Here is a 24,849-nt window from a genome sequence, read left to right as displayed (position 1 = left end):
GAGGGTTTGCCCCTCTGGCCGCGCCTTCATTTCGCGGTATAGCCGCCATCGACCAGATGATAGGACCCGGTGATGAAGCTGGCGCGGTCCGACAGCAGGAACAGCACCAGCGCGGATACTTCCTCGGGGGTGCCCAGCCGGTTCATCGCATGCTGGCTTTCAAGGGACTTCAGGGTGTCGGCATCAAGGCTGCCTTCGACCATCGGCGTGCGGATGAAACCTGGACCCACCGCATTCACCCGCACCCCATTCGCGGCATGTTCCATCGCGGCATTCTTGGTCATGCCAACGACGCCGTGCTTGGCCGCGACATAGGCGGGCGATCCGGCAAAGCCGACCATGCCCAGGATCGAGGCGATGTTGACCACCGCGCCGCCCCCGGCCTTTTCAATCGCGGGGATGCCAAAGCGCATGCCATAGAAGACGCCGTTCAGGTTGATGTCGATCACCTTTTTCCAGCCATCCAGCGGATAGTCCCCCGTCGGGGCGGATGGCCCGCCAATGCCGGCGTTGTTAACCATCAGGTGCAGCGCGCCGGTCTTTTCCACCGCCAGGTGCACCAGCGCCTCGACCGCGGCGGGGTCGGCGACGTCGCCGGCATGGGCAAAGGCGGTGCCGCCCGCAGCCGTGATCTGGTCCGCCACCTGGCCCGCATGGTCCTTGTTCAGATCGGATACGATCACGCTGGCGCCACCTTCGGCCAGTTCGCGTGCGATGGCCGCGCCGATGCCGGACCCGGCACCTGTCACGATCGCGGTCTTGCCGTCAAAGCGGATGTCCATTCGCCCCTCCTGTCGTTTCATCGGGTTCAGTCTGGCGCGGAATGGACAGTGGCGCAACGACATGTCTGAAATGTGACTGCCCTTGCCGCAGCCGGGCGCTTGGGCTAGCCAAGGGGCGTGCGGGCGTGGCGAAATGGTAGACGCATGGGACTTAAACTCCCTCGGGCGCAAGCCCATGCCGGTTCGAGTCCGGCCGCCCGCACCAAGCGCGCCGCATCGCGTGGCGCGGGCTTTGTCCCACAGGATGCTTGCCCCTCAGCGTCCCAGCCAATAAACCCTTGCCCGGACCGGACCGTAAGGGGAAGACATGGCACGCAGGGCAGACAGCGCGGTCGCGGACCGCCCGACAACCAAACGCATCGGTGCGCTGAAGGGGCTGGGCCCGTTCATCCTGCCCTATCGGGGCATCGCGCTGGCGGCGATGGGGGCGCTGGTTCTGACAGCCTCGATCAGCCTGATCCTGCCGCTGGCGGTGCGCCGGGTGGTCGATGGCTTTGGTCAGGGGGCCGAGCTGCTGGATCAGTATTTCCTGGCGGCGCTGATCATCGCGGGGCTTTTGGCGCTGGGCACGGGCCTGCGCTATTACCTGGTCACGCGGCTGGGCGAACGGGTCGTGGCCGATATCCGCAAGGCCGTCTTTGACCGCGTCCTGGGCATGAGCCCCGCGTTCTTTGAACGCATCCTGACCGGTGAGATCATCAGCCGGATCACCACCGATACCACGCTGATCCTGTCGGTGATCGGGTCATCCGTGTCGGTGGCGTTGCGCAACCTGCTGATCCTGATCGGGGGCATGGTGATGCTTCTGGCCACATCGGCCAAGCTGACGGGGCTTGTGCTGCTGGTGGTGCCTGCCGTTGTGGTGCCGATCGTCGTTCTGGGGCGCCGGTTGCGGGCGCTTTCGCGTGAAAACCAGGACTGGATCGCCAGTTCTTCGGGCTCGGCATCAGAGGCGCTGTTGTCGGCGCAGACCGTGCAGGCCTTTACCCATGAGGCCGAGACGCGGCACGCCTTTGGCGATGTGACCGAGAAATCCTTTGTCGCGGCGAAAAAACGCATCACGACGCGGGCGGTGATGACGGTGATCGTGATCTTCCTGGTCTTTGCCGGGGTGGTCGGCGTGCTGTGGGTCGGCGCGCGCGACGTGCGGCTGGGCCATATGAGCGTGGGTGAGCTGGTTCAGTTCGTGATCTACGCGGTCATGGTCGCCGGATCGGTCGGCGCCCTGTCGGAAATCTGGGGTGAGCTGCAGCGCGCCGCGGGGGCGACCGAGCGTCTGGTTGAACTGTTGGGGGCCGAGGATACGGTGCGCGACCCGGCCCATCCGCTGCCCCTGCCGATGCCTGCCAAGGGCGCCATCGGCTTTGAGGATGTGACCTTCCACTATCCGTCGCGCCCCGATGTTTCGGCGCTGGACCACGTCAGCCTGTCGATCGCGCCGGGCGAGACGGTGGCGCTGGTCGGCCCCTCGGGGGCGGGCAAGACCACGGTGATCCAGCTGATCCAGCGCTTCTGGGACCCCGAGACGGGCCGCGTCACCATCGATGGCCATGATCTGCGTGACATGGCGCGCGCCGATTTCCGCCGCGCCATCGCGCTGGTGCCGCAGGACCCGGTGATCTTTGCCGCCTCGGCGCGCGAAAACATCCGCTTCGGGCGCCCCGACGCCAGCGACCGTGAGGTTGAAGAGGCCGCCCGCGCCGCCCATGCGCATGATTTCCTGACCGCCCTGCCGCAGGGCTATGACACCTATGTCGGGGAACGCGGGGTCATGTTGTCGGGCGGGCAGAAACAACGCATCGCCATTGCCCGCGCGATTCTGCGCGACGCGCCGATCCTGCTGCTGGATGAGGCGACAAGCGCGCTGGATGCCGAATCCGAACGCGAGGTTCAGGCCGCGGTCGAACGGCTGGCGGTGGGGCGCACCACGGTGATCGTGGCGCACCGGCTGGCCACGGTGAAGAAGGCCGACCGCATCGTCGTCTTTGACGAAGGGCGTATCGTCGCGCAGGGCACCCATGATGCGCTGGTCGCCGAAGGTGGCCTTTACGCCCGGCTGGCGCGGCTGCAATTCACCCACGGCGCGGCCGGCTAAGCCCGCGGCCCGTGGCGCGCGCGTTTCGCAATGGCGCGCCCGGGCTTTTCCCTTGCGTCAGAAACCAACGTGACGTGACGTTTTGCGCCGCACTGTCCCTTGCCCGAACGGCGGGTTTCGTCCCATGCTGATCAAGAAGCCCGCAGAGGAACGGGCGACAGGGGAGGGCCCGATGCCGACTTTTGCATCCATCGCAGACCGTGACGCCGTTGAACGCGAAATGCCGTGGGAGGCGCGCGAGCGCCCCGCGACGATCTATCAGTTCCTGACCCGCGCCAAGGACGCCCATGGCAATCGTCCCGCACTGTCGTTCCAGATACTGTCCGGGCCGACCGACAAGGCCGAAACCCTGACCTGGCAGGCCCTGCATGGCCGGGTGACGCAGGCCGCGAACCTGCTGCGCAAGCTGGGCGTGGGGCCGGGCGACACGGTCGCCTATCTGCTGCCCAATTGCCTTGAAACCGCGGTCGTGTTGCTGGCTGGGGCGACGGCAGGGATTGTCAATCCGATCAATCCGCTGCTGGAGGCCGAACAGATCAGCGCGATCCTGCGGGAAACCAACGCCAAGGTGCTGGTGACACTGCGCGCCTTCCCCAAGACCGATGTGGCGCAAAAGGCTGCCGAGGCGGTGAAATTCGCGCCCAACGTCAAGACCGTTCTAGAGGTCGACCTGAACCGCTATCTGACCCCGCCCAAAAGCTGGATCGTGCCGCTGGTCCGCCCGAAGAACCCGGTGGAGCACAAGGCCGATGTATTCGATTTCAACGCCGAGGCGGCACGGATGCCCGCCGAGCGGCTGGCCTTTGACGACCCCGCCGTGGATCGGGTTGCGGCCTTCTTTCACACCGGCGGCACCACCGGCATGCCCAAGGTCGCGCAGCACAAATATTCCGGCATGATCTATAACGGCTGGCTGGGCGGCACACTGTTGTTCACCAGGGACGACGTGCTGATCTGCCCGCTGCCGCTGTTTCACGTCTTTGCGGCCTATCCGATCCTGATGTCGGCCATCGCCTCGGGCGCGCATGTGGTGTTCCCGACGCCGGCGGGCTATCGCGGGGATGGTGTCTTCGACAACTTCTGGAAGCTGGTCGAACGCTGGAAGGTCACCTTCCTGATTTCCGTGCCCACAGCTATCGCCGCGCTGATGCAGCGCCCGGTGAATGCCGACATCTCCAGCCTGCGGACGGCGATTTCGGGATCGGCGCCCCTGCCGATCGAACTTTACAACCGCTTCAAGGCCGCCACCGGGGTGGAAATCGCCGAAGGCTATGGCCTGACCGAGGCGACCTGTCTGGTGTCGGTGAACCCGGTGGATGGGCTGAAAAAGGTGGGATCGGTCGGCATCCCGCTGCCCTATACCCATGTGCGCATCCTGAAACGGACCAACGGCGATTTCATCGAATGCGGCGTCGATGAGGTGGGCGAGATCTGCGTGGCCAACCCCGGCGTCTTTGAAGGGTCCACCTATACCGAGGTGGACAAGAACCACGACCTGTTCGCCGAGGATCGGTTCCTGCGCACGGGTGATCTGGGTCGGATCGACCCGGATGGCTATCTGTGGATCACCGGCCGCGCCAAGGACCTGATCATTCGCGGGGGCCACAACATCGACCCCGCCGAGATCGAGGAAGCGATGCTGTCCCATCCCGCCGTGGCCTTTGCAGGGGCGATCGGCCAACCCGACAGCTTTGCCGGGGAATTGCCATGCTGCTATGTCGAACTGGTCGGCGGGGCCAGCGTGACCGAGGCCGAGCTGATGGACCATGCCCGCAAGCATATCCACGAACGCGCCGCGATCCCCAAGCATATCGAGGTTCTGCCGGAATTGCCCAAGACCGCGGTGGGCAAGATCTTCAAGCCTGATCTGCGCAAGCGCGCGATCATGCGGGTGCTGGACGCAACCCTGGCCGAGGCGGGCCTTGCCGCGCATGTCATCGGCGTGGTCGAGGATCGCAAGCGCGGGCTTGTGGCGCAGGTGGCCGCGCGCGGCACGGTCGATGAGGCAGCGTTGGCGCATAAACTAGGCGAATTCACCGTGCCCTGGGACTGGGCGCGCTGACCGCGTGACCCTGCGGATATGATTCGGCCGCGCGACCCGCGCGGCCGTTTCTTTTCAACCTGTGCGATAGAAGGGCGTGATCTGGTAAACAATGAACCCTTTTGGCGTCGATTGTTTACGCATCTACGCGCGAATTTTCGGCGACAACAATCAACCCTTGGTTGTCCAACTTTCTCCGCCAAAATGGCTTGGATTTGGCGCAGCGGCGCCATTTTTCCGACATTTCCGGGGTCAATCTTTGGCAACAGGTAGCGATTGTGGCGGTAAAGTACGAAACCTCGTCAGCCAAGGACGCACAGAATGACCAATTTCATCGAAAAAGCCCGCGCCGGTCGCATGAACGCGCTTGCAACCCTTGCTGCAACCCCGGTGGGTCATGCGCAAACCGCCCGCAATCGGGCACCCAGCCGCCACAACGTGGTCACTTTCGCCTCAAGCCGTGCGCGGCGGATGGATACGATCCTGACCTGATCCTTCCCGCATCGGGCCGTGAAAAAGGGCGCGTGGCAGACCCACGCGCCCTTTTCCTTATCGCGAGAACTTCTTGTATTTCACACGCTTGGGGTTCACCGCATCGGGGCCAAGGCGACGGATCTTGTCCTGTTCGTAATCCTCGAAGTTGCCCTCAAAGAATTCCACATGCGCCTCGCCCTCGAATGCCAGGATATGCGTGCACAGACGGTCCAGGAAGAAGCGATCGTGCGAGATGATGACCGCGCAGCCCGCGAAATCCTCGATCGCCGCTTCCAGCGCCTGCAGGGTTTCCACGTCCAGGTCGTTGGTCGGTTCGTCCAGCAGCAGAACGTTGCCGCCCGATTTCAGCAGCTTGGCCATGTGCACGCGGTTGCGTTCACCGCCCGACAGCAGGCCCACCTTTTTCTGCTGGTCCGCGCCCTTGAAGTTGAACGCACCCACATAGCTGCGGCTGTTCACCTGCGCGTCGCCCAGTTCGATCAGTTCCGCCCCGCCCGAGATTTCTTCCCAGACGTTCTTGTCGGGGTCCAGCGCGTCGCGCGACTGGTCGACATAGGCCAGCTTCACGGTGTCGCCGACGGTGACGGTGCCCGAATCGGGGGTTTCGTAGCCGGTGATCATCTTCAGCAGGGTCGATTTGCCCGCGCCGTTCGGGCCGATCACGCCCAGAATGCCGCCCGGCGGCAACGAGAAGCTGAGGTTCTCGATCAAGAGCTTGTCGCCCATGTGCTTGGTCAGGTTCTCGACCTCGATCACCTTGCCGCCCAGGCGTGGGCCGTTGGGGATGATGATCTGGGCCTTGCCCACCCGTTCCTTGACGCCCTCGTCGGCCATCTTTTCATAGGCCGAGATCCGGGCCTTGGATTTTGCCTGACGCGCCTTGGCGCCGGCACGGATCCATTCCAGTTCCTTTTCCAGAACCTTCTGCTTGGCCTTGTCCTCGCGGGCTTCCTGTTCCATCCGCTTGGCTTTCTGTTCCAGCCAGCTGGAATAGTTGCCCTCATACGGAATGCCGCGGCCGCGTTCCAGTTCCAGGATCCAGCTGGTGATGTCGTCCAGGAAATAGCGGTCGTGGGTCACGCACAGGATGGTGCCCTTGTATTCGATCAGGTGCTTTTGCAGCCAGGCGATGGTTTCCGCATCCAGGTGGTTGGTCGGTTCGTCCAGCAGCAGCATGTCGGGCGCTTCCAGCAACAGCTTGCACAGCGCGACGCGGCGGCGTTCCCCGCCTGACAGGGTGCTGACATTGGCGTCATCGGGCGGGCAGCGCAGGGCCTCCATCGCGACATCGACCTGGCTGTCCAGATCCCACAGGTTCTCGGCGTCGATTTCATCCTGCAGCTGGGCCATCTCTTCGGCGGTTTCGTCCGAATAGTTCATCGCCAGTTCGTTGTAGCGGTTCAGCTTGGCCTGCTTTTCGGCCACGCCCAGCATGACGTTGCCGCGCACGTCCAGGCTTTCGTCCAGCTGCGGTTCCTGCGGCAGATAGCCCACCTTGGCGCCCTTGGCGGCCCAGGCCTCGCCCGAAAAATCCTTGTCGATCCCGGCCATGATGCGCAGCAGGGTCGATTTCCCCGCGCCGTTGACGCCGACCACGCCGATCTTGACGCCCGGAAGGAAATTCAGGCGGATGTTTTCAAAGCATTTCTTGCCGCCCGGATAGGTCTTCGAAACACCATCCATGTGATAGACATACTGATAGGACGCCATTGGAAACCTCGCTCGGGCGGAAAGTCGTTTGCGCGCCTGTTTAGGGGATCAGGTCGCAAGAGGAAAGGGTTGCTCGCGCCCCGGTCGCGCCGAATCGCAGCGGGTTTGGTGCCGCGGTTCTGGTTGGGGCCGCATGTCGGGCTCTGGAGGCGGGTACCGGAATCGAACCGGTCTTCACGGATTTGCAATCCTTGACATTCTTTAACGATAACAGTAACTTAGAGGATTTTTGGTATCAGGACATATATCGAACGCAGGAAGAACCTGATACCCGAGAGGTTTGCGTTCCGGAAAAAGGCCGCGTTCAGATAATTGGTCATCTCTCGCGCCGAAGTTTCCGTCAGAAAAAGAAAGTCGCCGGAAGGGTTGCAGCCCTATCCGACGACACAAAAAAGTTCATTGCCTCATCCTACTACCAGAAACCCCAGAATCTCGCAAGCTCGGGGCAGGAGGTGCGGTCATGAGCCAGCACCTCATACATGGCGGCTTACCTGCTGACATGACACCCTACCGACTGAAGCAATTGCTATTGCAGGCAAGGGTCGCTCTTGGCCTGTCGAGCGGGGCGCTCAAGTATCTCGAATTCGCGATAGATAACTGCCAGCCGTCCGATTTCCAGCAGGGCAGGATTTGCGCCATCTGGTATTCACTGGAACGGCTTACGGCGGCATTTCGATTGTCGAAACGCCAGATCGGGAGGATCGAGGCTGAACTGGTTGATGCAGGCCTGATCAAACGCACTTACCCCGAACGCAAAAGCCGCTCTGGTGATCGCGTTGATGGTGTGATCAAGCGTGCAGCGGGCATCAACCTGGCCCCGCTTATCGAAAGGGCGGAGTACATTCGGCTGCTGGTCAGCCGTCAGATGCAGGCCGATGAAGACCGCGAGCGGTTGCGCGAGCATATTCAGGGCCTCTTTCGGCAGATACGTGATCTGGATAACGCCGATGCCGATGAGGCAGCGACCTGCATTCTGCCTCGCCGTCGACCCAACGAGCTGAGCGACATCAAAAAAATGCAGGAGGTTGCCGAGGCGCTGGAAGCCGTACTTGCAGATTTTTCGGCAGTTGGCGGTCAGCCAGAGATGACTGTCGAGTCAGACGAAAATGTCCGTCTCAATATGAATGAAGAAAAGAAAAACAAAACTCGTATCGCCGAGAAGCCGAGGGAAGGAAGCCGCTTGAGCACAAGTCCGGCCCATGCCCGGCTTTTGGCTGGAGCAAAGCTGGGTGAGTACATTGATCTGTATGCCTGTGGTGCTCCGCCGGACTGGCAGGCAGTCACGCGAGCGGCGCATGATCGGGCCTACGAACTGGGCGTCTCCAGCCGTTTGTGGAGAGAAAGATGCATACAGCTTGGCGAGGCGAGGACCGCGCTTTGCCTGATCGTGGCAGATCGAAATTCGCAGCGAGATGGGCCTTTTGGCAGGAAGAACGCAGCCGCTTCCTTCGCAGGGATGGCCCGACAAGAGGCCAGAAAGATTGCCGTTCTCGACGGCTTGGTCGGAGAGCTAACACATGCGTTGCTCCGGTCAGGAGGCAACCTATGAACTACCCTCGTTTGCATTCAGAGAAAGAGAGCAAGGTTACGCATGTGGCTACGCCACCTGCACCTTGCGAGGGAATGGACAGGCCCTTTCCCCTCGACCCCAAGCCCGGCGCAGAGCGCCATCGGTTTCTGGAATGAGTAAGCGAGAGACGACACAGCGTCCGGTGCGTGATCTGGTTTTGCGGGTGCGCTGCACCGAGGAGGAGCGTTTTGCGTGGCTGCGCAAAGCCCGCGCCCAAGAGCGATCTCTGTCCGACTATGCCCGCCATCTATTGTCCGGCGAGCCGATGCAGAGACGGGCGCGACCGCCAGAGGTCGATCCCATTCTGCTGGCGGCGGTTGGGCGTGCGGGCAACAATCTCAACCAGATCGCCCGTGCCATCAACACCGACCGAAAGGCGGGTCGCGCTATCGACCTGATCGCGGTGCGGACGCTGCTGATGGCAATGGATCGGCAGCTTGCCGAGATTGTCGCGGAGCACTCAAGATGATGGTGCGCTTCTTCACACATGGTGACGGCTCCGGAGGCGCGGCGGTGGACTACCTGCTGGCCGAGGAGGTCGCGGCTTATACCGAAGACCGAAATCGCATCGCGGGTCAGACCGTTCGCCGAGATGTGTTGCCGGAGGTGCTGTCAGGCGACCCCGACCTGACCCGCGCCCTGATCGACAGCAATACTCGGAAATGGCGCTACACCAGCGGCGTGGTGGCCTTCCACGTTGATGATGATCCCTGCGAAGCGGATCAGGCGGCTTTGATGGCCGATTTCGAGAAAGCCGCCTTTGCGGGTCTTGAGGGGGATCAGGCGAATATCCTCTGGGTGCGGCACCGGCATATGGGCAATGTCGAGCTACACTTTCTCATTCCGCGCGTCGAACTTCACGGCAACCGCTCGTTCAACCCCGCGCCACCGGGATCGGAGGCCTATTTCAACGCCTTCCGCGATTACTGGAATTCCCGCGCGGGCTGGGTCAGCCCGGAAGAACCTGCCCACAAGCGCATGGTGAAGCCGGTATTCGATTTCGGCGACCGGAAGCAGATCAAGGAAACAATCCAGACGCTGATCATACAGGGGGTCGAAGTCGGTGAGATCCGCAACCACGCCGATGTCCGCATCGCCTTGGCCGACCTGGACGGCCTGGAATTCAAACCGCTCTCTGAGAAGCAGCTTGAGAAACGCCGCAAGGCTGATGCCGAAGAAGCCCGAGGTGGCAAGCCCCGCAAGCGTGACACCCGCATCACCATGCGCGTCGCGGGCACCTCGGACAGCCAGAACACATTCCGCCTTGAAGACAGGATATTCCATGAAGACTGGACCGCAGATGAGTACTTTGCTGCAAAGCCTGCAAGCGAAGGTCGAGACGCAAACCCACGCGACCGAAGCCCAGACCCAGCAGATGTTGAACGGCTTCGAGCAGCATTTGTCGCAAGCGTTGAGCGCCGCGCAGCAAAAACTCATGCAAGATATGCGCGAGTTGCAAAAGCTGAGCGAGATGATCCACGACCGGACGGCCACCCAGGTCGAGGAACAGGGCCGCAAGATTCGGCAGGCGACAGCCGAGTTGGAAGCCAGCCGGAAGGAATGGCGCACGGTAACGTGGACGACCATGCTGCCGACCTATCTGGCCGGGGTCTTGCTGACCTTCTGGGTGCTCTTGTTGGCGGTGCAGCTGACCTTTCCCGAACCGCAGAACACGACACCCGAGCCGGGGTTGGCAATGTTCGGTCTCGAAGGGGTGAGGTTGAGCCGTGGCCCTGGCGGCTTGGGCCGGGTGCTGAGCCTGCCGCGCGGCGTCACGCTGGCCGATTGTCCGATCCCCAACCTGAACGGCGGAGAAGTCTGCGTCGAAACCGCAGCAACGAGGTAAACCATGTCCCACCTGCAACTGACGCCCTTCGAGACCGCATTACTGCGCGCTGTCGAAGAACTAAACACGACATTCGAGGCTGGTTTGAAGAGCGCCAGCGCCTCGCCGAGCGAGTTCGAGACTTTACATCGCGCATTCAATCGCTTCGCGACCGACTTGGAGAAACGCTTGACCGCTTTGGAGCGGCAACAGGCGGAATTGCGGCGGCTGTTGGAGGCTGGCTGACCCGGCGATCTGCGCAGCGGGAAGAAGTTGAGCAGAGCAAGCCGAAGCTACGAGGCTCGGCCCTCGGGTCGTTCTCGTATGGCCCAAAATTCTAGGCAAACGAAAGGACACAACCATGAAGACCGGAAAAAGCATCATCGACCAGATTCAGGACGCCTTGGGCGAAATGGAAGACACAGGTTTTCTGGATGATTTGTTTAACAACACCGAAATGGTAGGGGAAGAAGCCGAACCGCCCGCGCCAAGAAATACCTCGGAAACAGAGTAGGTAGGCTGAAACTTTCGGAGTTTTCGGGCGGCGGGCTTCAAATTCCAGCCAATCAGTCTTGTCGGTTCACGATACGGGCTTTGCCGTCTTTGGCGGCTGCCAGCAGGATGCCTTGTAGCCGCGCCGTGAATTTCGAACTGAACGCACCAAGCGGTGTGCGGTCCTCAAAGACATAGGAGCGCTCAAACACATCGCTGTTGAACTCGTCCAGCATGACCCAGCAGGGCTTTTCAGTGTCGAGGCCAGCACGTTTGGCCTCGATCTCAGGAACTTCAATAGCGATCCGCCCGTCCATGGGTGGCTGCCTTGTGATGGGAACAATAAACAGCAATGTGTTGCCGTCCGCCTTTGCAGTGGTGACGGCCATGCAGACCGGGCGAGGCTTGCGGCCTTCTGTTTCGCCCTGAATTTGCTGGCGCTTCCAAAGAAATGGATAGGTGAAGACGTCACCGGCGGCGGGCTTACGCATCTGGCGTCGCGCCACCGGCAAGGTCTCGCTCCAGAGCGGCGATCATCATGGCCTTCATCTCGGCGGGCATATCCTCCAAGGTGTGTGCCTGCTGATCCGTTGTGCCTGTCAGCGCCTCGTAGCGCTCAAGGCTCATCAGCACGAACCGTGGCTTGCGATGCTTGGTGATCGCCACCGGCGCGCGACTGGCCGCGTCGAGAATGTCACCCGTCTTGCGCGCCAGATCGGCGGCGGGAAAATTCTGAATGTCGGACATGGAACCCTCCTGATTTTCCGTAATATACGTATTTTTCGCATAATGTGCAAGAGTGGAGGGCTTAGCCCGATGCCAAGATATCTATTCTTAATCGGCAGTCCAGAGACTCCAAGGGTATGGCGTACAGAGCCAGCCCCACCTTCCCCTGCCATTTGGGGGGCGATGTCAGGCGGGGCCGGGTACCCAACGGGAGCCGGAAAATCTACATGAGCGAGACGCCAGGTATCGAGCGATTGTGGGGTTTCTGGCGGCTTCGATAGAGCGATAGGGCGATAGCGATATAGCACTATCGCCCTATACTTCCACGCTCAGACCTCCAGCACGAATGCCGGGTCAAACTCAACCTCTTCGCCCGGATATCCGCGCCCGTTCATGACGAAGCGGATGGGGCCGTGCTTGCCTTTGCCGGTCCACGTCTCGTTGTCGTGGCTGTGGCCGCAGATCCAGGTGTGGATGTCGAAGCCCCTGATCTCGGCCCATAGGTCGCTGGCGAAGCCAGCACATAGGGCGCGTTTGCCGTCATTGCCGATTTCGCGGGCGGGGTGGACCAGTTGGCGCACCGGGATGTGGTGGGTCATGACGATGCTCGGCCCGTCATAGGGCTGGCGCAGAGCGTCCCAGATCGCCGCTTTGTCCATCGCGTGATGGTCCAGCATCGTGCGCACGCAGAACATGCGCTTGGGCGTGACGCCGATCTGCTGATAATCCATCAGGCATTCCCCGACCATGCCCCATGCGAGGCCCTCCAGTTCGGGGAAGAGCTTCAAATCGGTCCAGAGCGGCGCGCCGATGATGCGCACCCCTGCGACCTCGGTAGCTGCGCCATGCAGCACGCGGATGTCGAGAATTTCGGCACGCAACTCGGCAAGGCGCCGCTCTTCCTCCGCCAACAGCTCCGACCAGATCGACCCGTAGGGTTCGTGGTTACCCCAGATCACCACGACCGGGCAGCCGTATTTGCGCGCGGCCCGCGCCGGGATATCCAGATGGCGGCCCATCGTATGGGTGTCGCCCGCGATCAGCACCCCGTCCACTGGCGCGGACAGATCGGGCAGATCGAAGCCGTCCCAGAATTCGTCGTGCAGATCACTCCAGACCAGGAAATGGGACAAATTGTTCTCCTTTTCTATACCGTTACACCAAGGTCGCCTCGGCGTTTGAGTGTCTGTGCCAACAGCCCCTCCCCACGATCAATGCGGGAAGCTAGTGAACAGGGAATTTAAATAGTACTCGCTCGCCTCCGCCGTTTCGCGAGCATGGGGGCAGTCGAGATGAGAACAATGGGCGATGCCTTCTGCTACTGCGAACCAGGGTAGATCATGCGCTTTGCTTGACACGAAACTGAAATGCTCAGATGTTATCGTAACGGATTGTATTAAAAGGAATATAAATTGGCGCCGTCGGAGAAATCAATTTACATAGGAACGGTCAGCTATTTGCTGTCGCACAGAAGCTACCGTGATTTCATAAGGGGGGGACTCAATGTAAATCAGCTTCCCCTGCTCTCGGACGCATTATCCAACCTCCAAGTGGCATTGGATAGCATTGATCCGGTTGAGTTACGGCACAAAGGGGGTGAAATTGCGTACTCCGAAACGGCCTCGAAAGACCTGCGCCAATACGGTCCAATCGAACCATTTAACTTTACCTTGCAAGATTTCTTCGTCGAGTCTGTCTCATTTGAAAGCGGTTCTGTTTACGCCAAGGTCAAAATTGGCGCATTCGTTGCATTTACGGCCTATCAGGGCCTTGCTGATTATAAGGATGTCAAAGAGGGCTTTTCGGAGCTAAGGACTGATGTGATCCAGATTGTAAACAATGCGTTTGGCGTTCATGGTGCTGGGCCAGTCGGCGGTCAACAGCCGCAAGACGACGCTGAGATACGATATTATTTTATTCAGCCTCGTCGGATTGAAGAGGAGATTCTTAGGAGGCGAGTTCAGCCGCCACTAGACTCGTGAGAAGTAGCTCCAAGTGGAAACCAAGCTCTTTGCTGGTCGCACAGCAGCAGGATGTGTTCTTGTTACCAGAAATATGGAGCTACCAATCTATCGTTCTGCGCCTTGGCGATAGCTTGATGTCCGAAATGCTAACCCGCCGTCTTCCACTGCGCCAATACTGGTTCTTGCGCAGTGGCCAGTCGCCTACGGCGCGCCGTTCACGAAATCCTCTGCGGCCCGATTGAGCCGCGCCCAGTCTTGCACCCGCGCCCTCAGTTCGGCCAGTCGTGCGTCTTCCGCCGGGGTGCGGTTGCGCCCGCAGAGATCAGCCAGCTCCTTGCGGTCGGCTTGGTACTTTGGGCTGTCGATCCAGTGAGTTTCCATGGCGGCCTTCCTATTCCTTGCGATGCCAAAGCACTTCGGAGACGTCGAATTTATGCGCCCTGAACAGGAAGAAGCCTCCGATCAGAACGAAAGGGAACCCCCACCACCAGATACCCTTGCCGTCGATAAACATCAGGCCCAGACCGATGATCAGAGCGAATGCGCCGATCTTGTATATTTTCAGGCGCTTGGCCCATTCGGGTGTCGTGTCCTTGGTTGCGTGGCAACTGGGGCAAACATCTGCCCGCGCGTCCATCTCGGTGTAGCAGAATGGGCAGGTTTGGGTTTCCGCTGTGGCGTCTGTCATGGCATCACAGGTCCATATCGGCAGGCGCGACCGGCGCGTCGGTGGTCAAGGCTTCGAGGATTTGACGATCTACCTCGGCGACATGCTGGCGGATCAGGTCGAAATCGGTCAGCGAAAAGCTGACGGTCGAGAGCTGAGCGCCGCCGCTAACCCCAACCGTGAACAGCGCCGTGCAACCCGGCATGATCGGCGTTTCGCGGTGCTGGCGGAAACGGTACTCGGCATCGGCATTGAAACCGGTTGAGCAGGGCCGATACTGGATCGTCCTGCGCGCCCCGAACTGGCTGACGGTGGTGATTTCATGCAGGGGCTGGCCGTCCAGATCGGGGATAAAACCATCCTCACCCCAGGCCCATGTCGCGCTGCTCCCGTCACGCTTCGAAGGCGGGCCATAGCGCTCTTCCAACTGCGCGATCAGCGCGGCAGGTTCGGGCAGCTTCTCGTTCGGCTCGCGGATCGTGCGCCGGATTTGCAGCACCCGCCCGCCCATGGCCTCGGTCGCCAGCGTGGCGTTGATCTCGGCATAGGGATCGCGGCCCATGCGGGTGTGTAGCCCCACGCCCTGCGTCACCAGTTTCTGGTCGAAGGTCAGCACAAAGGCGCGCCCCTCGCCATTCTCGACCCGCAGAGCGACCTGCTCAGGCACGAGGATCAGCATCATCCGCTCACCGAACATGCTGGCCGCGTCCATTGCCTCCGCCCCCGGCTGAATGTCGAGGATCGCGTAGCGGTAAGGGCGCGGCTCTGGCGTCAGCGTTTCGGTCAGGCTGTCTTGGGCGTGGGCGGCAATAGGCAGGAAGGCGGTGATAGCCGCAACCAGTAAACTCTTCATTTCTTCAAATCCTCTGCTGGAATATCGACGCCCGCATCGGCCAGTGCACGGGCGATGAGCTGGCTCATCGACAGGCCGCGTTTGATCGCCTCCAGTCGCAGAGCCTTGTGACCCTCGGCGCTGATATAGAACGAAGTATGCTTCTGCTCGCTCATGCAGCGGCCTCGCGGCGCAGGGCAGCGAAACTGCGCAGTGCCATGGTCAGGGCCTCAAAGCTCATCGCGTGGTCGGTGAACACGGTGTTGCCTGACGTGACGCGAAGATCATAGCCGCCGCGCGTTCCCACACGGATGTCGAACTGCGCACCCGTTTCCGGCGCGTGCAGACGGCGCGGGCTGTGCCAGAATTGCTCGTCATCGGCAGGAACCAGATCGGCCACCAGCCCGAGCTGCGCATCGAGCAGGATATCCAGAACGATGTCCAGAACCTCGGCGGCGCGTTCCTGATCCTCAATGGTCGCGTCGGTCCGGGTCTGAGTGACCCATTGCGGCGCGGTGAACTGGACGAGAAAGGCCTGCAAACGGCGCTGAACGCCGTCCGGATCGTGAAGGCTCAGCGATACCATTTTTCGCGCCCCTCCGATGCGACAAAAATCCCCGCGGCGATGGCGAAGGGGATGGTGGCAAGGCCAGCCAAAAACATGAAGCCAATGACGTCGCCTGTGACAAGAAAACCAAGCCCGACGAGGAGCGGCAGCAGGCCAATTGCTGCCACAATGCCCGCCCGCGCCTTCAGTTCGCGCCCAGTAAAGTCCGCGCCCAAAGCGCCCTTCTTCGCGCCGCAGGACGGGCAGACGCGCGCCTCTTCGTGGATTTCGGTCATGCAGTGGGGGCATTGGGTCATGGGTACTCTCCAACTCGTCGAATGTATGTTAAAACAGGTAGAGTTAAAAGCGTCAAAGCACAATAGCATTGTGCATGAAGACGACGCCCAAGAGCCCCCTGCGAGACATCGTTGCGCGCAACATGCGCAAGCTGCGCGCCGAGCGTGGCTGGTCGCAGGAGTATCTGGCGAATGAGTCCGGTTTGAACCGCACCTATCTCAGCGCGGTCGAACGCTCGGAACAGAATATCTCGATCGACAACCTCTATCGGGTGGCCGAAGGGTTCGGCGTTGAGGCCTGGACGTTGCTGAAAGCTTAGTCAGTATTCTTCCATGCGTCCTGATAGTTGGGGCCTCGGGAAGATGGTTGAGCGGAGCGTTCCGGTGCAGATATCTTTATGGGGAGTGGTGCCGGCAAGTCGGGTCCCAGAATAATAGCTTCACCTTGACTTAACGACGGGATGAATGCTGCGGCTGACCTATCGAGGTCTCCGCACGCACGCTCGATGGTTTCACGGTCGCGCTCATTTGTTAGCCGATGGACAAACAGCGTGCCGAGCTGACTCAGAACGTCCTGCGGTACATCGCGTGGGCGTTGGGTCGCCAAAACGGTGGTTAAACCATATTTTCGGCCTTCTTTAGCGATAAGTCCGAATGCATCAAGTGAAACGCTGTTGAATTCGTCCCCGACAGAACGCCCCATAAACTGATGAGCTTCATCAAGGAAGCAAATGACGGGTTGAGTCCGGAAGCGGTCAGCTCGGGCGAGGCTGAGGAGATACTCGCCGATTGTATTTAGAAGCAGCTCGCGGGCGTTGTGGTTGAAACTGACGTTCTTGAACGAGATCAGGCATACCCGTTGCTGCGAGTCGTTCAGAAAGCCATCGAGGAGGGTGCAAATGTCTTCGCCCTCGCTTCCGAACAGACACCGCAGCTCTGAGGACGCCAGCATTCCCCGCATCCGCACAATCAACGTATTGCAGTAGTTCAACGTAGTGTCGGCTTTACCGCCAAAAACCCCAGGATTTCGGTTGTCACTTGGCCAAATGCACTCGTTTACGATCTGGTCTGTGAGAAGAGCCACGTCGAAGTCGCACAACTCTGATGCCATTGCGGTTGAGTAGTGGGCTGTGGCTCTGTTGTACTCCGATATTGACTGACCGGTCTTTTGGACCGTGAAGTCCTCCTCTACCAGCACTGTTCCGAATACTTCTTTGAAGAATCGTTGTCTCTGTCCTGTTTGCTCCGGCACAATTGCGGTGTCGTTTCGCAGGGCGCGAACCAGTCTCAAGCTCCTAATCGCCTCGCGCATAGTCGGTCCTTGGCTTTGACCGGTTGGGCGTAGGAGCGCAAAGAGCGATAACTCGGTCATCCTTTCAGAGGGAAACCTGACCAGCGTCTGGCCATCTTCGGCCCGAGTGAAGACGTATTCTACCGCGCCAGGTAGCTTTCCCGAAAATTCGCCAGTCGGATCAAAGACGATGGCCTTGCCACCCAGACGAGCGACTTCGGAAACGAGCTTTGCCAGCGTCCAGCTCTTCCCGCCGCCGGTTGCACCGAAGATGCCGCAGTGGCGACCGAACAGCTTTTCCGGCGGCAACGCGATTTCGGCGTCGTCGATGCCAGAGATTCGACCGAGTGACACGGCGATCGGGTGTGCGCCATCTTGCACATCGACGCCACCAAATAGTGCGGCTTGGATCGAGCTTGATAGTGCTGTGCCATTGGCCTCGAAAACACCGTCGCCGACTCTCGGTGACACCAACACGCCTCTAACGACAGTCTGCGTCGTCTTGCGGATCGTGGCGAGAAGTTGGACCCTCCCAACCGGCTCAACGCTCGGCTCATGTTCGATGTGTCTTTCAAGGGCGGGACGGTTTCGGTCGGGGATATGGACCTCGACGATGCGTCCGAGGATGACTGCCTGATCGCAGTCGATGAATACAAAGTCACCTACAGTTCCACGGGATACGCCGCGCCGACCCGCTGCCGCAAGTGCGTGAGGCAGGTTCAATTCGATCCCGGACGCGCTAACCTTAGTCACGGTCCCAAGGCGCTTCACCCCGTCGATCAGCGCCGAACGGTCATCGGTTGTCATGGTCTTGACCTCGGATGCGCTCAAGTCGAGCCTCCAGCCGTTGCCGGTCGGTTTCCCCAACGATCTCAGGTAACGCGAGGGCCAAATCGCTGAATCGACCGTTCAGGACCGTGATCCGACTATCGCCCTCCCTTACCAGGCTCAGGATGCGATTCTGGTATGTGCGCAAGTTGTCGTTAGTCTGAGAGATTGCGTGCTCCTGCGTGTCGACCAGGCTCACGTCGAGTGCGTCGACCGGGACAAAGCAGGGATCGCACAGCACGAGTCGGATCGAGAGGTTCGACTCAAGTGCAGACCAGATCGGAGCGCTGATGTGATCGTCAGCAAATCCGAAACCGCTGACAATCAATGTTGTGTCGGGTTCTCGCAGTGCTGCCTGCCAAGCCGCGAACATGTCGAGGTAGGGCGGCGCAAACGCCTCTTGGTACTTTGATGAACGCGGGTAGATCAGCACTGGCTCATGGTTTTCGTCGTGGTCAAGGCGGCGGATCACCACACCATCGGACTTTCGCCGCCGCCAGTCCATCGAGCCATGAAGCTTATAGAGGTGAAAAACCCCATCAACATAGTCTGCGCGTGTGCTGCTCGCGGATCGCCGCACGATGTCCTGCTGAAAATGATCGCGATTGAATCGCTGGATCGCAGAGTGGGAAAAGCCGTCGATAAGGGCTAGGTTGCGGGCGACTGCTGCTTCCTCGATGCAGCGGTCATAATTCGTGGTGAAGAGCTTCACCCGTGCCTTTTCTGCGCTCCGGCGGGCGAGGCGGCGCAGGAACTCCTTGTGAGAGATGAGGTCCGTTTGCTCTGAGACAAAATCAACGCGATCCAAGATCGCCTGTTCGGCTTTATGGACGAAGGAAGGCAGGTCAAGCTGGTTTTCTTCGGTGGGATTCTTGCCAGCGGCTGCACCGCGGGCAGCTTGCAGCTCGACCGTCATCTTACACAAACTGAGAAGCGCCTCGATGTCCTTCTTGTCGGTCGTGCCCCAGACCTCGGCTACAACCTTGTCGAAATCCGCCTTCCCAACCTTCTGTCGGGCATCATCCCAGAGATCAGCCATGCCAGGAGCCTGCTTTCCGCCCGCATTCTTCGCAGCAAAGGACGCACCCGAGCCAAGTAGGGCCACAAGGTTTGTTGCGTTCAGTGCCGAAAGCAGCCGCTCTTCAACCTGTTCTCGGGCCCCTCTGCGAGTCTTGCCATCCTCGTCAATCTCGTTCCAAGCCAACCATGTACCATCAGATTGAAATAGACGCAGATTGTTTGTGGAAGACGGTTGATCAACCCAGTAGCTCATACCTTGTCTCCCTCTCCCTTCTTCAGAGTATCCAAAATTGCTGCCCGCACCTCCTTCGGATCGCCACGTTCCATCGTCGCCATGACGAAGACGGCCTTTCCTCCGGCCGCCTTGGCCCATTGCTGGCCGATCAGTTCCTTTTCGCGGCTGTCCCGGCTTTCTTCCGGAGACAACTGCTTGCCCTTGTATTCGACGACCAAGAGACGGCCATCCTCCATGACGGCCACGAAATCCGGGTAGAACTTGTCGGTCGAGGTCGGCAGGGAGAATGAATTCGGGTGCCTGCTGACGTTGCGGGTCCAATATTTCAGGCCCGGCAGAGCATCCAGCGCCAGGGCGCATTTGACCTCTTCGCCGCCATCCTTGCTGTCGAATGTCGGCACCTCGTCCGGCCCCATGAAGTGGTGCTTGAACTTGTACATGCCACGATACTTGGGCACGTCGAAATACATCTCGTCGAAGAACCGGATGCCGTCATCGAAGGACACCTCGACACGCGCCTCGGGGCCGAACAGGTTCATCTGGTAAACCTTGTCGCGCTCCATCTGGCGGAACCCCCTGATCTTCTCGTTCAACTTGCGCGCCAGGATGAACTTGCAGCGCATCAGCTGCGACAGGGGGATATCGCGGTCGCGGGTCAGGTGGGTGACAACATCGTTCAGCCAGGCCAGAAGCTCCGCCTGGCCGATCCATTGATCGCGCACCTTACCATCCAGCCAACGCACCAGCGAATTCGGCGTCCAGTCGTCCACGTCGATATCCAGCGAAAGCTGTTCCGAACTGTCCGCCGCCGAGATCGAAAGGCGGTTGCCGTCCAGATCAATTTCGAAGGTGTTGGTCGTCTCGACAATATCGAACTCGGCCTTGGTCAGCCGCGCCGGGTGATCGGCCAGCGACCAGTCGTGATATTCCATCAGGATATCGGTATCGCCAAAGACCAGCTCGCCCTGCACATGCGCCATCAGGCGCGGCACGGTGAATTCCTCGCCCAGATGGGCGGGGGCCAGATCGTCGGCGTGCTTGGCTTTGAACTCGTCCAGCTTCTCGCGCAGCACGCCATGCAAGCGCTCGGGGGCCATCTGGAACAGGCGCTCTTCATCTTTGGGCTTGGGCACGCCGGTGAATTCGATCCGGGTCTTGCCGTCATCACCTGCCGACACTTTGATTTTGCCCGGTGCGACGATGTTGATGTCGCGGCGCTCATCCTCTGAGGCGTCCAGCTCGACCGTCATCGTCGGGCGTGGGCGTGATTGCCGCCCAAACAGCCCGTCATCCAGTCCCGGCTGTTCGGCCTCGATATTGGCCTCGGCCTCGCTTTCCTCGAACCCCATATCGACCAGCTTGTCACGCAGACTGACGGCAGCCTCAGAAAAATGCTTCGACACCAGCTTAGCGTAGGACTTGTTCAGCGCCGCTTCCTTGCGCTTTTTCGCATAGGGCATCCGCAGCACGCGGCCCAGAAGCTGCTCGGCGTCCGTGCTGCTGCGGATATTGGCCAGCGAGCAGAACACATAGGCGAAGGAACAATCCCAGCCTTCCTTCAGCGCCTCGATGGTAATGACATATTCAATCAGGCAGTCGGGCTTGAACAGGTCGATCCCGTCCAGATCACGTTGCGCGCCAGTGGCCACAGCAATCTTGGCCGGGTCAATATTCTCATTCTCGATCAGATGGTTGCGCAGCACATCTACGGTAACATCTTCGCCCTTCTTCTGCGCCTGAAACAGCACGATGGGGCGTATATACCCCTCCCGGTCCCGATCCGCATGTTCCTGCAACTCGGCCCGCTTCAGAATGGCGGAGTTCACCGCGCCCTGCCACGTTTCAGCCTCGTCCAGCACCACGGGCATCTTGATCATCTCTTCATCCTTCAGCTCTTGCGCTGTCACGGAATGAAGGATGTTGTTGAATCCCTTGGGCGTGGCGGTGAATTCGATCAGGGCGCTCGGGTTGATCCGCTCATAGACATCCTGGCTCAGGCTCGTGCCCGCCTTGTGGGCCTCGTCCATGATCACAAGCGGGCGGTGCAGATGCATCAGGTTGGCAAAACTGAACCGGATATCGCCCTTCATTGGGCCATCGTCATTGCGCTCCAGCCCCGGCGTGCTGGGTGAGACAGTCGAAAAATGCCCCTCCAGCATCTCGTGATGGGCATAAACCTTGCGCCCGTCGGTGTTGCTGACTCGCAGTGTCTGGATCGTGCCGACCACGACACAGAGGTTCGAGCGCAGATCATGCGGCGTGATCTGCGTGAAATCACCAATATCGAACACGCGAACACGGCCCTCGAACGCCTCGTCCAGCACCTGCCTGTAGGGGTGGCGCGGGTTTTTCAGCGCCTCGGCGGTCTGGATGCGGATGGTGTTCGTCGGCACCAACCACAGCACCAGCGGGAAATCCTTTTCCACCCAGGCATCCTTGGCCACGGTGATCGAATGCGCGGCCAGAATGGTCTTGCCGCCGCCGGTGGGCAGGCGCAGGCAGACGTAAGGCACCTCGGGCAGCGCCTTGATCGGCTTGTAGCCTGCCGCATAGCCGCGCAGCCGCTTGGCCAGTTCCGGTTCCGCCGTGATCGCCTCATAGGCCGGTTTTGGGCCGACAATCCGCGCCTCTTCAAAGAATTTCCGCAGCGTGGCGAGCGAGGCTTTTTGATAATCCTTCAGCTTCATTTGCGCGCCTTCACATCATATGGGGTTTGTTTGAATTCGATCTGCTCGGCCTTGAGCGTCGCCTCGGACAGCGCCGTGCGCTCGCCATAGACGGTCAGCGGGCCAGTAAAATCGCCCTGTGCGGCGCGGATCGCGGCCAGTGTCTTGCGGGTCAGGACGTTGCCGCCCGAGACCGATTTGTCGCCAAGGATGCCATTGTAGAGCAGCGCATAGCCTTTACCCCCCTGCGCTCCAAGGAAGGGGGTGAGAGGCTGGGGTTCCGTCCACGGGTTGCCGGTTTCCGCGAACCAGATATGAGCGGCCAGCACGGGAAAGCGGATATCGGGTTGGATCTGGCCGTCCTCGGTAAAGACCGGCGGGCCAAGGCGGTAAAAGCGGAAACCACCGCCGCCTTGCCAGTTCTGCGCCTTGGAAATCCCGCCCTGTTCGCCGTCCACCACCTTTTGCAGACGCGGCGCGCAATGGGTGACGGCATGGTCGCCCATCTCGATCCCGATATAGCGCCGCCCCATCTTTTGTGCGACGGCAGCGGTGGTGCCGGACCCGAGGAAGCTGTCGAGCACGAGGTCGTCGGGGTTGGTGGCGATGGTAATAATTCTTTCAAGAAGCCCCTCGGGCTTTGGAGTTTCAAAAGCGGCCTTCTCGCCAAATATTTTTTCCATCTCCGAGCTTGCATGTTGGTTCAGTGCGAAACCAGACCAAACGCTTGGGGTTGTCATGCCCTGCTTTGCTTCATTCAGAAAAAGCTTCTTCATAGGCGTGCCTGCTGTACCGTTCACGCCCCAATACAAGCGTTTTTCCGCGTTCAGACGTTCCATTTCGACTTTGTTGTGCGCCCAGTTGCGTCCCTGGCGCGGGTAGACCTCTTCGCCCGTGAATCGGTTCTTCAATGGATAGATGAGGCTATCCACATTGCGTCCACCTTTGGCATTCGTAGTCGAGTCAACTTTCCTGAAGGGACCGCGTGGATCAGGTCCATCAGGTTCCTTGAATACTGCATATTGCGAGTTAGCTTTTTCGCTTCGCGGCATCAGATTGAACGACAGCTCAGCGAGTGTTTGTTTGCTCTTCAACTCGCGGTGTTTTGCCCAAACAAGAATGTGTTCGTGAACCATTCCGATCTTTCGATCATTGGGCGGTCCATCACGTTTTTGCCATGCAAGGTTAAGAATAAAGTTCTTTCGGCCAAACACTTCATCCCCAATAACCTTCATGTAATGCGCTTCGGCATCATCGAGAGAAATCCAGATCGAGCCATCCTCGGCCAGCAACTCCCGCAGCAATTCCAGCCGGGGCCACATCATCGCCAGCCATTGGGAATGCTCCAGATTGTCGTCGTAATGCTCGAACGCCGATCCGGTGTTATAGGGTGGGTCGATATAGATGCATTTCACCTGACCCGCGTAATAGGGGAGCAGCGCCTTCAATGCCTCAAGGTTATCGCCCTGGATCAGCATATTGCCCGCATCCCGGTCGCCATAGCCCAGCCCCTCGACCTCCTCCAACAGGCGGTAAGGCACCTTCTCAGCGGCGCGCACATCGTCGTCTCGGGTCAACCAGCGTAGGGTGGGCATCTGCTCGGGTCTTTCTCAATTCGCACGGGTGGAACCCCGCGTTCAGATTTCTTCAATACGGGTAAAAGCGCGGGTCATGGCCCAGGCTTGAAATAGCGCTACCGCCATTGTCGGCACAGACATCATGTAAAGGGACAAGCCGAGCGCCTGCATGTCGATCACTTGGCTTGAGGATGGCAGGAGTTGTGGGAGAAGCCAGAGTAGTAGCGTGATCGCAACGCAGGTTTGCCCGGTTATGTAATGGTGGCGCAGGGCCTCAGAGTTGCGTCTCTGGAGCACTTTGCGGGCCTGTACACTGAGCGGCTTGGCCTGCCATGTCGTCATACGGTCCTGCACCGAAAGCAGCGGGTCCATCAGCTGGTCCATCTCGTCGTCGGTCAATCCGGGGAGCCTGGGTTCGTTGTTGTTCATTGTGCCACCTCCAACCATTTGTCGATTTCACTCGTTTCCAGGGGAATGTCAGGTTCGCTCTGCTTTGCGGTCACGACCCGTTCCACACAGATGCGGCAGGCGATCAGCCAGCGCTTGTCGCGGTCGAGGTTCAAGCCGCGCTCTTCTGCGCGGTCATCGACCGCAAAAAGGATCTGCTTCATGTCGTCGAGCAGGGAGGTTGTTCGGCTGTTCAACCCTGTGTCGCCTTCGTGCAGCCAGACCGGGTCTGTGCCGTATTTCTCAAGGATTGCTGAAAAAACATCAGAGGGCACAGCGCGATGGCCTCTGACATATTTGAAGTATGAGTTCCTGCTCACACCGATACTTTCGGCGAAAGCTTCCTGTGAGAGGCCGCTCTGCTTGCGCACAGCTTCGATGCGATCCCCGATAACACTCATTCGCTTTGTTTACCTCATTGCCATATTGTAACGCATAGGATACAAATCGAGTAATCGGCCCAGATTCGTAAGATGAGTGTATCTAGGTGCGCAATGTAAGCCAATGGTGTCAGGGAGTGCACAAATGGTTACAACTGGTTCTTCTTCATACGAAAGCCCCACAGAGGCAGCGAGCCGCCTTGGTTGGCCGCTAGCGCGTGTCAGAAAACTGATCCGCAACCAACAAGTGCGTCATGTGAAGGTCGGGGGCATTTACCTCTTACCGCAAGGCGCTCTTGAGGAATACCTAGAGGCGCACACCGTGGAGCCGCGAACGAACCTGTCTGGAAGTCGTTGAGGTGA

Annotated in this window: 30 protein-coding genes and 1 tRNA gene; 12 read left to right on the top strand and 19 right to left on the bottom strand. The window is 59.9% G+C overall.

Annotation, left to right across the window (positions count from 1 at the left end; translation table 11 throughout):
• Positions 1–26: 26 nt before the first annotated feature.
• Positions 27–782 carry an SDR family NAD(P)-dependent oxidoreductase gene (locus tag MXB90_RS05665; protein WP_250042202.1) on the bottom strand — a complete coding sequence of 252 codons (756 nt, stop codon included), beginning with the start codon at positions 780–782 and terminating at the stop codon, positions 27–29.
• Between the two features lie 119 nt (positions 783–901).
• Between MXB90_RS05665 and MXB90_RS05660 the strand changes: the two genes are divergently transcribed.
• The 4 genes from MXB90_RS05660 to MXB90_RS05645 all read left to right on the top strand — a co-directional run bounded on the left by MXB90_RS05660 (position 902) and on the right by MXB90_RS05645 (position 5,410).
• Positions 902–987: transfer RNA gene (locus MXB90_RS05660), tRNA-Leu, on the top strand.
• A gap of 102 nt (positions 988–1,089) precedes the next feature.
• Positions 1,090–2,877: an ABC transporter transmembrane domain-containing protein gene (locus MXB90_RS05655; RefSeq protein ID WP_250042199.1), complete on the top strand. Its 1,788-nt coding sequence runs from the start codon at positions 1,090–1,092 to the stop codon at positions 2,875–2,877.
• Between the two features lie 172 nt (positions 2,878–3,049).
• A complete protein-coding gene (locus tag MXB90_RS05650) occupies positions 3,050–4,939 on the top strand; it encodes an acyl-CoA synthetase (RefSeq protein ID WP_250042189.1) in 1,890 nt (629 codons plus the stop codon).
• A gap of 300 nt (positions 4,940–5,239) precedes the next feature.
• A complete protein-coding gene (locus MXB90_RS05645; RefSeq protein ID WP_250042187.1) occupies positions 5,240–5,410 on the top strand; it encodes a hypothetical protein in 171 nt (56 codons plus the stop codon).
• Positions 5,411–5,467: 57 nt separating this feature from the next.
• On the opposite strand, the gene ettA is transcribed toward MXB90_RS05645, so the two are convergent.
• Positions 5,468–7,123 carry an energy-dependent translational throttle protein EttA gene (ettA, locus tag MXB90_RS05640; RefSeq protein ID WP_250042185.1) on the bottom strand — a complete coding sequence of 552 codons (1,656 nt, stop codon included), beginning with the start codon at positions 7,121–7,123 and terminating at the stop codon, positions 5,468–5,470.
• A 460-nt stretch (positions 7,124–7,583) separates the two neighbouring features.
• Between ettA and MXB90_RS05635 the strand changes: the two genes are divergently transcribed.
• Complete coding sequence (locus MXB90_RS05635; protein WP_250042182.1) at positions 7,584–8,672, top strand: helix-turn-helix domain-containing protein; 1,089 nt, start codon at positions 7,584–7,586, stop codon at positions 8,670–8,672.
• Positions 8,673–8,835: 163 nt separating this feature from the next.
• Positions 8,836–9,162, top strand: a complete 327-nt coding sequence (locus tag MXB90_RS05630; RefSeq protein ID WP_250042180.1) for a plasmid mobilization protein — start codon at positions 8,836–8,838, stop codon at positions 9,160–9,162.
• Positions 9,163–9,305: 143 nt separating this feature from the next.
• Here MXB90_RS05630 and MXB90_RS05625 read toward each other — a convergent pair whose 3' ends face one another.
• Positions 9,306–9,506, bottom strand: coding sequence for a hypothetical protein (locus MXB90_RS05625; RefSeq protein WP_250042179.1), 201 nt, complete (start codon positions 9,504–9,506; stop codon positions 9,306–9,308).
• A 15-nt stretch (positions 9,507–9,521) separates the two neighbouring features.
• Positions 9,522–9,977, bottom strand: coding sequence for a hypothetical protein (locus MXB90_RS05620; protein WP_250042177.1), 456 nt, complete (start codon positions 9,975–9,977; stop codon positions 9,522–9,524).
• Positions 9,978–9,993: 16 nt separating this feature from the next.
• Here MXB90_RS05620 and MXB90_RS05615 point away from each other — a divergent pair, with 16 nt between their 5' ends.
• The 3 genes from MXB90_RS05615 (at position 9,994) to MXB90_RS05605 (ending at position 11,032) form a co-directional block, all read left to right on the top strand.
• Positions 9,994–10,539 carry a hypothetical protein gene (locus MXB90_RS05615; RefSeq protein WP_250042175.1) on the top strand — a complete coding sequence of 182 codons (546 nt, stop codon included), beginning with the start codon at positions 9,994–9,996 and terminating at the stop codon, positions 10,537–10,539.
• A 3-nt stretch (positions 10,540–10,542) separates the two neighbouring features.
• Positions 10,543–10,764 carry a hypothetical protein gene (locus tag MXB90_RS05610; RefSeq protein ID WP_250042172.1) on the top strand — a complete coding sequence of 74 codons (222 nt, stop codon included), beginning with the start codon at positions 10,543–10,545 and terminating at the stop codon, positions 10,762–10,764.
• Between the two features lie 115 nt (positions 10,765–10,879).
• Positions 10,880–11,032 carry a hypothetical protein gene (locus MXB90_RS05605; RefSeq protein WP_250042170.1) on the top strand — a complete coding sequence of 51 codons (153 nt, stop codon included), beginning with the start codon at positions 10,880–10,882 and terminating at the stop codon, positions 11,030–11,032.
• A gap of 52 nt (positions 11,033–11,084) precedes the next feature.
• Here MXB90_RS05605 and MXB90_RS05600 read toward each other — a convergent pair whose 3' ends face one another.
• The 3 genes from MXB90_RS05600 to MXB90_RS05590 all read right to left on the bottom strand — a co-directional run bounded on the left by MXB90_RS05600 (position 11,085) and on the right by MXB90_RS05590 (position 12,869).
• Positions 11,085–11,501, bottom strand: coding sequence for a hypothetical protein (locus tag MXB90_RS05600; RefSeq protein ID WP_250042168.1), 417 nt, complete (start codon positions 11,499–11,501; stop codon positions 11,085–11,087).
• The gene (locus MXB90_RS05595) at positions 11,494–11,757 is read right to left on the bottom strand and encodes a type II toxin-antitoxin system prevent-host-death family antitoxin (protein ID WP_250042165.1); all 264 of its coding nucleotides are present in this window, start codon (positions 11,755–11,757) and stop codon (positions 11,494–11,496) included. The genes MXB90_RS05600 and MXB90_RS05595 overlap by 8 nt, the downstream gene beginning before the upstream one ends.
• 308 nt (positions 11,758–12,065) lie before the next feature.
• Positions 12,066–12,869 carry a metallophosphoesterase gene (locus MXB90_RS05590; protein WP_250042163.1) on the bottom strand — a complete coding sequence of 268 codons (804 nt, stop codon included), beginning with the start codon at positions 12,867–12,869 and terminating at the stop codon, positions 12,066–12,068.
• Positions 12,870–13,148: 279 nt separating this feature from the next.
• Here MXB90_RS05590 and MXB90_RS05585 point away from each other — a divergent pair, with 279 nt between their 5' ends.
• Entirely contained in the window at positions 13,149–13,718 is a 570-nt protein-coding gene (locus tag MXB90_RS05585; protein ID WP_250042160.1) for a hypothetical protein, read from the top strand.
• Between the two features lie 183 nt (positions 13,719–13,901).
• Here the strand turns inward: MXB90_RS05585 and MXB90_RS05580 are convergent, their stop codons facing one another.
• The 6 genes from MXB90_RS05580 to MXB90_RS05555 are packed head-to-tail and all read right to left on the bottom strand — an operon-like array spanning position 13,902 to position 16,042.
• Positions 13,902–14,081, bottom strand: a complete 180-nt coding sequence (locus MXB90_RS05580; protein ID WP_250042157.1) for a hypothetical protein — start codon at positions 14,079–14,081, stop codon at positions 13,902–13,904.
• 10 nt (positions 14,082–14,091) lie between these two features.
• On the bottom strand, positions 14,092–14,388 hold the full coding sequence (locus MXB90_RS05575; protein WP_250042154.1) for a hypothetical protein: 297 nt from the start codon (positions 14,386–14,388) through the stop codon (positions 14,092–14,094).
• A 4-nt stretch (positions 14,389–14,392) separates the two neighbouring features.
• A complete protein-coding gene (locus MXB90_RS05570) occupies positions 14,393–15,220 on the bottom strand; it encodes a hypothetical protein (RefSeq protein WP_250042150.1) in 828 nt (275 codons plus the stop codon).
• Positions 15,217–15,375 carry a hypothetical protein gene (locus MXB90_RS05565; protein ID WP_250042147.1) on the bottom strand — a complete coding sequence of 53 codons (159 nt, stop codon included), beginning with the start codon at positions 15,373–15,375 and terminating at the stop codon, positions 15,217–15,219. Before MXB90_RS05565 ends, MXB90_RS05570 begins: the two co-directional genes overlap by 4 nt.
• Positions 15,372–15,785, bottom strand: coding sequence for a hypothetical protein (locus MXB90_RS05560; RefSeq protein ID WP_250042143.1), 414 nt, complete (start codon positions 15,783–15,785; stop codon positions 15,372–15,374). Before MXB90_RS05560 ends, MXB90_RS05565 begins: the two co-directional genes overlap by 4 nt.
• A complete protein-coding gene (locus MXB90_RS05555) occupies positions 15,773–16,042 on the bottom strand; it encodes a hypothetical protein (protein ID WP_250042141.1) in 270 nt (89 codons plus the stop codon). Before MXB90_RS05555 ends, MXB90_RS05560 begins: the two co-directional genes overlap by 13 nt.
• Before the next feature lie 95 nt (positions 16,043–16,137).
• On the opposite strand from MXB90_RS05555, the gene MXB90_RS05550 reads away from it, so the two are divergent.
• A complete protein-coding gene (locus MXB90_RS05550; protein WP_250042139.1) occupies positions 16,138–16,362 on the top strand; it encodes a helix-turn-helix domain-containing protein in 225 nt (74 codons plus the stop codon).
• Here the strand turns inward: MXB90_RS05550 and MXB90_RS05545 are convergent.
• From MXB90_RS05545 to MXB90_RS05520, 6 genes are read right to left on the bottom strand one after another with little or no spacing between them, the layout of a single operon-like run.
• A complete protein-coding gene (locus MXB90_RS05545) occupies positions 16,359–18,164 on the bottom strand; it encodes an ATP-binding protein (RefSeq protein ID WP_250042135.1) in 1,806 nt (601 codons plus the stop codon). The genes MXB90_RS05550 and MXB90_RS05545 overlap by 4 nt on opposite strands.
• Positions 18,127–19,434: an SIR2 family protein gene (locus MXB90_RS05540; protein ID WP_250042133.1), complete on the bottom strand. Its 1,308-nt coding sequence runs from the start codon at positions 19,432–19,434 to the stop codon at positions 18,127–18,129. Before MXB90_RS05540 ends, MXB90_RS05545 begins: the two co-directional genes overlap by 38 nt.
• Positions 19,431–22,103: a DEAD/DEAH box helicase gene (locus MXB90_RS05535; protein ID WP_250042131.1), complete on the bottom strand. Its 2,673-nt coding sequence runs from the start codon at positions 22,101–22,103 to the stop codon at positions 19,431–19,433. Before MXB90_RS05535 ends, MXB90_RS05540 begins: the two co-directional genes overlap by 4 nt.
• Complete coding sequence (locus MXB90_RS05530; RefSeq protein WP_250042127.1) at positions 22,100–23,659, bottom strand: site-specific DNA-methyltransferase; 1,560 nt, start codon at positions 23,657–23,659, stop codon at positions 22,100–22,102. The genes MXB90_RS05535 and MXB90_RS05530 overlap by 4 nt, the downstream gene beginning before the upstream one ends.
• Positions 23,660–23,719: 60 nt before the next feature.
• A complete protein-coding gene (locus tag MXB90_RS05525) occupies positions 23,720–24,088 on the bottom strand; it encodes a hypothetical protein (protein ID WP_250042124.1) in 369 nt (122 codons plus the stop codon).
• The gene (locus tag MXB90_RS05520) at positions 24,085–24,507 is read right to left on the bottom strand and encodes a helix-turn-helix domain-containing protein (protein WP_250042120.1); all 423 of its coding nucleotides are present in this window, start codon (positions 24,505–24,507) and stop codon (positions 24,085–24,087) included. The genes MXB90_RS05525 and MXB90_RS05520 overlap by 4 nt, the downstream gene beginning before the upstream one ends.
• A gap of 103 nt (positions 24,508–24,610) precedes the next feature.
• Between MXB90_RS05520 and MXB90_RS17835 the strand changes: the two genes are divergently transcribed.
• Entirely contained in the window at positions 24,611–24,844 is a 234-nt protein-coding gene (locus MXB90_RS17835) for an excisionase family DNA-binding protein (protein WP_462982223.1), read from the top strand.
• Positions 24,845–24,849: the final 5 nt, after the last annotated feature.

The sequence above is a fragment of the Phaeovulum molybdatiresistens genome (genome assembly GCF_023544865.1).
Lineage (GTDB): Bacteria > Pseudomonadota > Alphaproteobacteria > Rhodobacterales > Rhodobacteraceae > Pontitalea.
Note: the sequence above shows the minus strand (reverse complement) of the source record. Positions and strands in the feature narration are given on the sequence as shown.